This window comes from Nocardiopsis trehalosi NBRC 14201, from assembly GCF_001552555.1.
GTDB lineage: Bacteria > Actinomycetota > Actinomycetes > Streptosporangiales > Streptosporangiaceae > Nocardiopsis_B > Nocardiopsis_B trehalosi.
The window spans coordinates 1-10,876 of the sequence record NZ_BCRK01000200.1; the positions used below are offsets into that span (position 1 = coordinate 1).

The 10,876-nt window shown below is 76.1% G+C and carries 7 protein-coding genes and 1 pseudogene; 7 read left to right on the forward strand and 1 reads right to left on the reverse strand.

The features are described 5' to 3' along the window. Positions 1-651: 651 nt before the first annotated feature. A complete protein-coding gene (locus tag NT8_RS24320; RefSeq protein ID WP_394326598.1) occupies positions 652-2,583 on the forward strand; it encodes a SpoIIE family protein phosphatase in 1,932 nt (643 codons plus the stop codon). A gap of 55 nt (positions 2,584-2,638) precedes the next feature. Beyond that, entirely contained in the window at positions 2,639-3,958 is a 1,320-nt protein-coding gene (locus NT8_RS24325) for a replication-associated recombination protein A (RefSeq protein WP_067974214.1), read from the forward strand. Between the two features lie 8 nt (positions 3,959-3,966). Here the strand turns inward: NT8_RS24325 and NT8_RS24330 are convergent, their stop codons facing one another. Next, complete coding sequence (locus tag NT8_RS24330; protein WP_067974216.1) at positions 3,967-5,493, reverse strand: serine/threonine-protein kinase; 1,527 nt, start codon at positions 5,491-5,493, stop codon at positions 3,967-3,969. A 339-nt stretch (positions 5,494-5,832) separates the two neighbouring features. On the opposite strand from NT8_RS24330, the gene NT8_RS24335 reads away from it, so the two are divergent. The 5 genes and pseudogenes from NT8_RS24335 to NT8_RS24355 all read left to right on the forward strand — a co-directional run. Continuing rightward, a complete protein-coding gene (locus NT8_RS24335; protein ID WP_067974219.1) occupies positions 5,833-6,225 on the forward strand; it encodes a DUF948 domain-containing protein in 393 nt (130 codons plus the stop codon). Further along, positions 6,222-6,536, forward strand: a complete 315-nt coding sequence (locus NT8_RS24340; protein ID WP_067974222.1) for a hypothetical protein — start codon at positions 6,222-6,224, stop codon at positions 6,534-6,536. The genes NT8_RS24335 and NT8_RS24340 overlap by 4 nt, the downstream gene beginning before the upstream one ends. Then, on the forward strand, positions 6,536-9,208 hold the full coding sequence (gene alaS, locus NT8_RS24345; protein WP_067974225.1) for an alanine--tRNA ligase: 2,673 nt from the start codon (positions 6,536-6,538) through the stop codon (positions 9,206-9,208). The genes NT8_RS24340 and alaS overlap by 1 nt, the downstream gene beginning before the upstream one ends. Before the next feature lie 81 nt (positions 9,209-9,289). Beyond that, positions 9,290-9,769 (forward strand): Holliday junction resolvase RuvX, encoded by a 480-nt coding sequence (gene ruvX, locus NT8_RS24350; RefSeq protein WP_067974228.1) that lies wholly within the window; start codon positions 9,290-9,292, stop codon positions 9,767-9,769. Then, positions 9,766-10,876: pseudogene (locus tag NT8_RS24355) on the forward strand (hypothetical protein); the annotation flags it as partial. The gene ruvX and the pseudogene NT8_RS24355, both read left to right, overlap by 4 nt.

The window sequence follows — 10,876 nt, forward strand, 5'->3', positions numbered from 1 at the left end:
CCGCCGGGTGCCCGCCCGCACCGCGCGGCCGCCCCGGGCGGCCGCGCGTCACTTCCTGATCGCGCCGCACCGCTGGCAGCAGAGGTCCTCACTGTCGGGGTTGCTGTGGCTGCAGAGCCGGCAGGTCCAATTGCGGACGACGGTCCGCCCGACCGCCGGCGCCCCGGTCCGTGGTATCCGATCTCCCATGACGGGATTTTAGTCCGCCTTTTCGCGGGCGCCGGTACGCGTGTTCCGCAATGGGGTGAATCGGACGTGAGTGCCGTCCGGGGCGGATGTGGCTTACCCTGGACGCGATCTCCGCCCGGGCGCCGCGGGAGCGCGCGCGTCCGGGCGCGATCTTGGTCACCCGACGACTTGATTCAACCTTATTCAGGCCATTACACGGAAAAGTAATGCCAAAACGGTAACGGAGGACGAAAGGGCGTGCAGTGGGGCAATGGAAACAGCTCGCCCACGACCAGCCCGAACAAGGAATCCTGTCGCTAAACTAAGCCGAACCGGATGTCCGAGGGGAGAGGCGCGCGAGCGCGGGACGGCCTCCGGGACGACACAGGGATGATCTATTACGTGAACGGCTCACCCGGCTCGACCGATGGCGTCGCCGGTTCTCCGGCGGTGCCCGGCGCCGCCTCCGGCGATCACACCGGCATGGCCTTCCGCCATGCGCCGACCGCACTGCTCCTCGCCGACCCGGCGGGCACCATCACACTCACCAACCAGGCGTTCTCCGAGCTCACCGGCCACAGCGCCGCGTCCGCCGTCGGCCGCCCCTGGCCCGACCTCATCGCGGCCGGCGACCCCGCCCGCGCCTGGGCCCTGCACGAGGCCGCCCTCGACGGCGGACCGCCCGCCCAGCGCGGCCTCGCCGTCACCGGGGCCGACGGCCGCGCCCGCCGCGCCGTCGTCGAACCCCGCCCGCTGCCCGCCGACGGCGGCGGACCGCCCGCCGGGGTCATCGTCTGCCTGCGCGAGCCGCTCCGCGACGAGGACACCCTGCGCGCCGTCACCGAACTGCGCACCGAGACCGCCGACACCGCCCTGTGGGACCTCGACCTGCGCACCGGCCGCATCCGCGAGCTGTTCGGCCCCTCACCGCTGGGCCGGCTGCTCGTCGGCGACGCCCGCGACCTGGAGGAGTGCCTGGCCCGGGTCCACCGCGACGACATCGCCCGCGTCCGCGACGCCATGGAGGCGTCCCACCGGGGCGGCGACTACGAGCAGCGCTTCCGCATGTTCGACCAGCTCGGCGACGAGCGCTCCCTGCACGCCCGCGCGCGGTTCCTCGACGGCGAGCGGCCCCGCCTGGTCGGCGTCATCGACGACGTCACCGAGCACGTCCAGCTCATCCGCCGGCTCGCCGACCGCCGCCGCATCGAGGCCGCCCAGGGCCGCCAGGTCACCGACCTCGCCGCCAAGCTCGTCTCCGCCACCACCGTCGACGAGGTCAGCGCCCTGCTGACCGAGGAGTTCGTGCCCATCTTCGGCGGCACCACCGCCACCGTCATGCTCGTCGAGGACGGCGTGCTGCGCGTCTCCCCGGCCACCACCGAACCCAGCGGCACCGTCCCCATGATCGACGGCCGCGACGCCGCCGACACCGCCTACCCCATGGGCGCCGTCGTCCAGGACCGCCAGCCCCGGTTCTTCGAGAGCCGGGCCGAGATCCTCGAACGCTTCCCCGCCACCGAGGAGATGCTGCACCGCACCAGCGCCCAGTCCTGGGCCACCGTCCCCGTCTTCGGCGACCGCCGCGTCGCCCTGGGCGTCTGGCAGGTCGCCTGGGCCCAGCCCCACCACGCCACCCCCGACGAGCGCGCCCTCATGCTCACCCTCGCCGGCCTGGCCGGCCAGGCGCTCCAGCGCGTCCGCCGCCAGCAGGCCGAACTCGAACTCGCCGACGCCATGCAGCGCCGCATGCTGCCCCCGAAGATCCCCGACTTCGCCGACCTCGACATCTCCGTGCGCTACCTGCCCGCCCGCGCCGGCTGGCGCATCTGCGGCGACTTCTACGACGTCATCCGGCTGCCCGAGCGCCGGGTCGGCCTGGTCGTCGGCGACGTCCAGGGACACGGCGTCGAGGCCGCGGCCGCCATGGGCCAGATCCGGGTCGCCTTCCGCGCCTACGCCACCCACCAGGACGACCCCGGGGTGGTGCTCGCCGAGACCAACCGCCTCCTCACCGAGACCGGCGAGATCGTCTTCGCCACCTGCGGCTACCTCGTCCTCGATCTCGACACCGGCGAGATGCAGGCCGCCTGGGCGGGGCAGCCGCCCGTCATCATCGCCGGCCGCGACGGCGCCGACGTCTGGGAACCCGAGACCGGACCGCCCGTCGGCGTCGACGCCGACAGCAAGTACCCCGTCACCACCCGCCGCCTGCACCCCGGCGACACCCTGCTGATGTGCTCCGACGGCCTGGTCGAGAGCGCCGAACTCAGCATGGACGACGGGCTCGCCCGCGTCGGCGCCGCCCTGCACGGGATGGCCGGTGACGTCGAGGCCGCCGCCACCTCCCTGGCCGCCCTCGCCCCCGCCGGCCGCAACGACGACATCGCCATCCTCCTCGCCCGCCTCAACTGAGCCCGGCCCGCGCCGCCGTCCACCGCCCCGGACGGCGGCGTCTAGGCTGGGGCCCGTGGCCGACACCCTCTTCGACGACGCCGGGGCCGAGGCGCAGCGCGCCCACGAGCCCCTGGCCGTCCGCATGCGCCCGCGCACCCTCGACGAGGTCGCCGGCCAGCGCCACCTGCTCGGTGCGGGCAGCCCCCTGCGCCGGCTGGTCGAGGACGACGCCCCCATGTCGCTGTTCCTGTGGGGACCCCCGGGCACCGGCAAGACCACGCTGGCCACCGTCGTCAGCCGGGCCACCGAGCGCCGGTTCGTCGAACTGTCGGCCGTCAACGCCGGCGTCAAGGACGTCCGCGCCGTCATCGACGACGCCCGCCGCCGCATGGGCATGCGCGGCACCCGCACCCTGCTGTTCGTCGACGAGGTCCACCGCTTCAACAAGACCCAGCAGGACGCGCTGCTGCCGGCCGTCGAGAACCGGTGGGTCAGCTTCATCGGCGCCACCACCGAGAACCCCTTCTTCTCCGTCGTCAGCCCGCTGCTGTCGCGCTCCCTCCTGCTCACCCTGGAGCCGCTCTCCGACGACGACGTGCGCACGGTCCTCGACCGCGCCCTCACCGACGAGCGCGGGCTCGGCGGCTCCCACACCCTCGACGGCGACGCCGCCGACCACCTCGTCCGCCTCGCCGGCGGCGACGCCCGCCGGTCGCTCACCTACCTGGAGGCCGCGGCGCTCGTCGCCGGCGGCGCCGACCGGATCACCGTCGCCGACGTCGAACGCGCCGTCGACCGGCACGCCGTCCGCTACGACCGCTCCGGCGACCAGCACTACGACGTCATCAGCGCCTTCATCAAGAGCATGCGCGGCAGCGACCCCGACGCCGCCCTGCACTACCTCGCCCGGATGATCGAGGCCGGCGAGGACCCCCGGTTCATCGCCCGCCGCATCGTCGTGCACGCCAGCGAGGACGTCGGCATGGCCGACCCCGGCGCGCTCCAGGTCGCGGTGGCCGCCGCCCAGGCCGTCGAGCTGATCGGCCTGCCCGAGGCGCGCATCAACCTCGCCCAGGCGGTCATCCACATCGCCCTGGCGCCCAAGTCGAACGCCGTCATCGGCGCCATCGACGCCGCGATGGCCGACGTGCGCGCCGGGCGCGGCGGGCCGGTCCCCGCCCACCTGCGCGACGCCCACTACAAGGGGGCCCGCGACCTCGGCCACGGCGCCGGCTACGCCTACGCCCACGACCACCCCGGCGGGGTCGTCGCCCAGCAGTACGCCCCCGACGCGATCGACGGCCGCGAGTACTACACGCCCACCACGCACGGCGCCGAACGCCGCTACGGCGAGGTCCTGCAGCGCCTCCGCGGCGTCCTGCGCGACCGCTGAGGCGGGCGCTACTCCGGCGGGGCCGGGAACAGCTCGGTGATCCGGACGATCTCCCGGGGGCCCTCGCCGCCGTCCGCCTCGGCGAACTCCACCTCCGCGATCACCACGTTCCCCCAGTCCAGGTAGTCGATGAAGTCCTGCCCGCGCACCTCGTAGGTGCCGCGCTCGCCGTCGATGTGGCCGGGCCCCGGCACGCAGAACTGCGCGCACAGCACCTCGGCGTCCGGCGCGATCACCGCCTCCCGCTCCTCGCCCGCGTCCGTCCACTGCGCGCTCCAGTCCTCCGGGGTGAGCAGCCCGTCGGCCTCCGGGGTGGCCTCCGCGCGCTCCACGGCCGTGTACACCCACGGCCCCTCCACCGGCGCCGGCTGCTCGGCGGGGACGAACCGCACCACCGCGGTGCCGGGCTCCGCGGTCGGCGCCGCCGACGGGGTGGCGGTCGCCTGGTCCTCCGCCTCGCCGACGGCGTCGCCCAGCGTGTTCGCCACCGCCCACACGCCCCCGCCCAGCAGCGCCGCCGCCAGCACCCCGCCGCCCGCGATCAGCGGCAGCCGCCCGCGCCCGCGGGGGCGGCCGTCGTGCAGCTGGATCACCCGCGGCAGGCGGACCGGCTCGACCACGCCCTGCCACTCCCGCGACAGCACCAGGGTGACCGCGGTCCCCTTCACCCCGTCGGCGGACGCGCTGCCGCTCGCCTCCCACGCCGCGATGGTCGACCCCAGCAGCTCGCGCACCGACGGCCGGTCCGCGGGGTCCTTGGCCAGCGCCCGCCGGACCAGCGGCAGCAGTTCCTCGGGCACCCCGTCGAGGTCGGGATCGGCCTCGGCCACCCGCGCCGCCAGCTCCGCCGGTTCGCCCAGCCCGAACGGCAGCCGCCCGGTCGACGCGAACGCCATCACCGCGCCCCAGGCGAAGATGTCGGCCGCCGGTGCGGGCGGCGCCCCCGCGTGCCGCTCCGGGCTCAGCCACGCCGCCGCCGACCGGCGCAGGTGCTCGTCGTCGCCGGGCAGCGCGCAGTCGAGGATGCGCGGCCCGCGGGCGCCCAGCAGCACGTTGTCCGGCTTCAGGTCGCCGTGCGGGACGCGTCTCACGTGCAGCGCCGACAGGCCCTCGGCCAGCCCGGCCGCCAGCGCGGCCAGCCGCCCCGCCCCCAGGGCGCCGTGCTGCCGGGCGAACTGCGCCAGCGGGATGCCCGACGCGTACTCCATGGCCAGCCACGGCGGCGCGGCGGCGGTGTCGAAGGCGAGCGGCGGCACGTAGACCCGGCCGTCGACCGCCGCCAGCGCGGTCAGCCGCCGGTTCAGCTCGGCCCGCGCCTCGGGGGACTCCAGCAGCGGCGAGCGCAGCACCTTCACCGCCACCAGCGGGTCGCCCTGGGTGGTCGGGTGCACGCCGGCGTAGGTGGTTCCGGTGCCGCCCGAGCCCAGGCGCCCGATCAGCAGGTAGGGCCCCACCCGCTCGGGGTCGGCGGCGGTGAGCGGGACCAGGTTCGGCGGCACCAGGACGGAGATCTCGTGCTGGGAACGTCGGCTCATGGGGGTCCTGTCAGTCCGGTCCGGATCTCCGCGCAGACCGCGGAGGGGGCCTGCGGCGGCGCCATCGTAACCGCGCGCGGCCGCGGTCCGATTCTCCGCCATCGGGGCGGCGGCGTCGATCGCCCCGGCGGAGCGGACGCCCCGCCGCGCGGCGCGCGCGGGCGGGGATAGCGGGCCACGGCGCCGGCGGACGCGATAGGGTCGGCCCTATTCGGATCTTTAGGTTCCGCCGGCCCGGTGGACACCGGTCCGGGCCCCCCGGCCCCCCGCCGGGAGCGGAGCCCGGCCCCGCCGGCGGCCCGCCGACCACCGACCGACCCCAACGCCAACGGAGCACGCATGCTGACCGGAGGAGAGGTAGCCGCCCTCATCGCAGCGGTCGTCTGGACGGTGCTGGTCGCGTTCCTGTGCGTGGCCCTCGTCCGGCTCACCCGGCTGCTGTCGGAGACCACCAAGGTGGTCGCCGAGTTCGGGGAGCGCGCCCGCCCCATGCTGGACGAGATGGCCGCCACCGTCGAACGCACCGGCGCGTCCCTCGACCGGGTGGACGAGATCACCGCCAACCTCGCCACCACCACCGAGGACGTCTCGACCATGACCGCCCTGACGCGGTCGGTGGTGACCGGACCGCTGGTCAAGGTGGCGTCGTTCTCCTACGGGGTGCGCCGCGTGCTGGGCCAGCGCCGCGCGCTGGCCCTGGTGCGCGGCCGCCGCCGGAGGGAGCGCCGATGATGGGCCGCGTCCTCTATCTTGTCGCAGGTGCGGCGCTCGGCGGGTATGTTGTCCACAAGCTCAACCGCACGGCCCGTGCGTGGAGCCCGGCAGGCATCGCCGACCGCGTCGAGGACCACGTCGCCTCCTACCGCGACGCCCTCCGCGAGTTCAACGAAGACGTCCACGACGCCATGGAACGACGAGAAGCCGAACTCCACCGCCGCTACGCCGGCGGCCGGAGACCCCCCGGCGGTCACGCGATCCCCGCCGGCCCGGCAGACGAACCCCATGGCGCTCCCGGCGCCCACGACGTGAAGGACGGCCGCTGATGGAGACGGCAGAAATCGCCCGCCGCTTCCTCGCTTTCTTCGAGAACAACGGACACACCGTGGTCCCCTCGGCGAGCCTGGTGGCCGAGGACCCCACGCTGCTGCTGGTCAACGCCGGCATGGTCCCCTTCAAACCGTACTTCCTGGGCCAGCGCACCCCGCCCTACCAGCGGGCCACCAGCGCCCAGAAGTGCGTGCGCACCATCGACATCGACGAGGTCGGCAAGACCTCGCGGCACGCGTCGTTCTTCCAGATGCTGGGCAACTTCTCCTTCGGCGACTACTTCAAGGAGCAGGCCGTCCCGCTGGCCTGGCGACTGCTGACCGACTCCACCGCCGACGGCGGGTTCGGGTTCGACCCCGAGCGCCTCTGGGTCACCGTCTTCCACGACGACGACGAGGCCGAGACCCTGTGGCGCGAGCGCGTCGGCGTCCCCGCCGCCCGCATCCAGCGCCGGGGCATGGCCGACAACTTCTGGTCCATGGGCGTCCCCGGCCCCTGCGGCCCCTGCTCCGAGATCTACTACGACCGCGGCCCCGAGTACGGCGCCGACGGCGGCCCCGTGGCCGACGAGAACCGCTACCTCGAAGTGTGGAACCTCGTCTTCATGCAGTTCGAGCGCGGCGCCGGCGGCGGCAAGGACGACTTCCCCATCCTCGGCGACCTGCCGAAGAAGAACATCGACACCGGCATGGGCCTGGAGCGCATGGCCGCCATCCTCCAGGGCGTCGACAACATCTACGAGACCGACACCCTGGGCCGGGTCCTGCACCGCGCCGCCGAACTCACCGGCACCCGCTACGGCGACGACGAGCGCTCCGACGTCAGCCTGCGCGTCGTCGCCGACCACATGCGCACCGCCACCATGCTCGTCTCCGACGGCGTGCGCCCCGGCAACGAGAAGCGCGGCTACGTCCTGCGCCGCATCCTGCGCCGCTCCGTGCGCAACCTGCGCCTGCTGTCCGGCGACGACCGCGCCCTGCTGCACGACCTCACCGCGACGGCCATAGACGCCATGGCCGACCAGTACCCCTCCCTGCGCGCCGACGCCGACTCCATCCACGGGGTCATCGACGCCGAGGAGAAGAACTTCGCCGACACCCTGCGCTCCGGCACCGCGCTGTTCGCCCGCGCCGCCGAGAAGACCCGCGCGGCCGGCGGCACCACCTTCTCCGGCACCGACGCCTTCCAGCTCCACGACACCTACGGGTTCCCCATCGACCTCACCCTGGAGATGGCCGGCGAGCAGGGGCTCACCGTCGACGAGGACGCCTTCCGCGCCCTCATGCAGCAGCAGAAGGACACCGCCAAGCGCGACGCCAAGGCCAAGAAGCTCGGCAACGCCGACATCGGCGTCTACGCGCGGCTGCTCGACGGCTCCGGCGCCACCGAGTTCCTCGGCTACACCGACCACGAGGCCGAGTCCCGCGTCCTCGGCCTCATCGTCGACGGCGCCGACGCCGCCGTCGCCCGCGCCGGCGACCGGGTCGAGGTCGTCCTCGACCGCACCCCGTTCTACGCCGAGAGCGGCGGCCAGCTCGCCGACCGCGGCACCCTCACCGCCGACGGCCGCGGCACCGTCGACGTGGACGACGTGCAGAAGCCCATCGCCGGGCTGTTCGTCCACCGCGGCACCGTCCGCTCCGGCGAGATCGCCGTGGACGACCGCGTGCACGCCCTCATCGACACCGACCGCCGCGCCTCCATCTCGCGGTCGCACTCCGCCACCCACCTCATCCACTCGGCGCTGCGCAACGCCCTGGGCCCCTCCGCCGGGCAGGCCGGATCGGAGAACCGCCCCGGCGGGCTCCGGTTCGACTTCACCGCCAACAGCGGGCTCACCCCGGCCGCCCTCGGGGAGGTCGAGGAGGAGGTCAACACCGTCCTCGCCGGCGACATCCAGGTCCGCGACTTCCAGACCACCCTGGACGAGGCGCTGTCCATGGGCGCCCTGGCCATGTTCGGCGAGAAGTACGGCGACCGCGTCCGCGTGGTCGAGATGAGCGACTACTCCCGCGAGCTGTGCGGCGGCACGCACGTCGGCGCCACCGGCCAGCTCGGCATCGTCAAGCTGCTGGGCGAGTCCTCGGTCGGCTCCGGCGTGCGCCGCGTCGAGGCCGCCGTCGGCCTCGACGCCTTCCGCCGCCTGTCCAAGGAGTCCCTGCTGGTCGGCCGGCTCTCCGAGCAGCTCAAGGCCCCCCGCGAGGAGCTGCCCGAGCGCATCGACGCCATGGTCGCCCGGCTGCGCGGCGCCGAGAAGGAGATCGAGCGGCTGCGCGCCGCCCAGGTCCTCCAGGCCGCCGCCGGGCTGGCCGAGGGCGCCCGCGAGCACGGCGGCGTCCGCGTCGTCGCCCACCAGGCGCCCGACGGCACCGCGGGCGACGACCTGCGCCGCCTCGCCCTCGACGTCCGCGACAGGCTCGGCGGCGACCGCCCGGCCGTCGTCGCCGTCGCCGCCGTGCCCAAGGACCGGCCGGTCGTGGTCATCGCCGTCAACGCGCCCGCCCGCGACACCGGCCTCAAGGCCGGCGACCTCGTCGGCGTCGCCGCGCGCGCCCTCGGCGGTGGAGGCGGCGGCAAGCCCGACGTCGCCCAGGGCGGCGGCACCGACCCCGCCGCCGTCCCCGCCGCCCTGCGCTCCGTCGAGGAACGGGTCGCCCGCGGCGCCTGAGCCGCGCGCTCCACGGGAAGAAAGGACCCCCGAGTTGAGCCTCCTCCCGCACCCCGCCCCCCGCGCGGGGGAGACCCGCCGTTGAGGCACGGCGTACGCCTCGCGGTCGACCCCGGCAACGCCAGGATCGGGGTCGCCGCGAGCGACCCCAGCGGCACGCTGGCCACCCCGGTCGAGACCGTCCGGCGCGGAAGCGGCGACCTGGACCGCATCGCCCACCTGGTGCTCGAACACGAGGCCCGCGAGGTCATCGTGGGCTACCCCGCCTCGCTGTCCGGCGACGAGGGGCCGGCCGCCCGCGGCGCCCGGTCCTTCGCCGCCGCCCTGGCGCGCCGGCTCGCCCCGGTGCCGGTGCGGCTGGTCGACGAGCGGCTGACCACGGTCACCGCCCAGGAGCAGCTCCGCGCCGGCGCCACGCACGGCCGGCGCGGCGCCCGCGCCGGCCGGGCCCGCCGCGCGGTCATCGACCAGGCCGCGGCCACCGTCCTGCTGCAGTCCGCGCTCGACACGGAGCGGCGTACCGGCCGCCCCCCCGGGGAAGCCGTCGGAGAGAACGCATGAGCGACAACGACCCCTACGATTCCGGGCCCGGGCGGCACGGCCGGCGCCGCGCGGAGCGCGACCGCGGCCCCGACCCGCTGACCGAGCCGCGGCCCCGCGCCGCCGAGCGCACCGCGCCCGATCCGGTGGCCGACCCCCTCGCCGAACCGCGCGGCCGCCGCGCCCGGCACGGCGGGGGCACCGCCGCCACCGACGGGTGGGACCGGACCCGCGCCGAGGACGCGTGGCGCTCCGAACGCGCCCGCGCCGACGACCCCCGCGACAGCGGCGCGTACCCGCTCGACCCGGACGACCGCCCCCGCGGCCGCCGCCACCGCCGCGACCCCGGCGCCCCCGCCGACACCGGCGGGTTCGACGCGGCGCGCACCGGCGACCACCGGCCCCTCGCCCCCGACCCCCTCACCGACACCGGCGGCGGCCGGCGCCGCCGCGGCTCCGGCCCGGTCGCCACCGACGCCGACCCCGGCGGCACCGGACGACGCGGCGCCGTCGCCGACCCCGGACCGCCCCCCGACGACCCCGCCCCCCGCGGGCGCCGCCGCCGGGCCCGCCGCGAGGACGACCTCGACGACGCCCCCTGGGCCGAGCGCGACGACGAACCCGAACCCGAGTTCGCGCCGCTGCGCCCGCGCGTCCTCGACTTCGACTCCGTCCCGGTCACCCGGCGCCGGACCCGCGACGCCGACCCCGACGACCCCGCCCCCCGGCGGCGCCGCCGCGACCCGGCCGACGACCCCGCCCCCGAACCCGACGACACCCGGCGCGGCCGCCGCCGGGCCCGGCCCGACGAGGACGGCAGCGCCGCCGCGGTCGCCGACGCCCCGCCGCGCGGGCGCCGCCGCTCCGCCGACCCGGCCGCCGAACCGGACCCCGAGCCCACCGCGCCGCCCCGCCGGCGGCGGGGCGCCGCCGACCCGGACGGGGCCGGCGCCCCCGACGGCGACCGCGAGCCCCCGCGCCGGCGCGCGCGCCGCGCCGCGGCCGCCGGCACCGGCGACGACCACGCGGACCACGAGGACCACGAGGAGCACGAGGACGGCGCCGCCGCCGGCCCCGGGCGCCGCGGCCGGCGCCGCGCCGCGGCCGACCCGCCGCGCCGCTCCCACC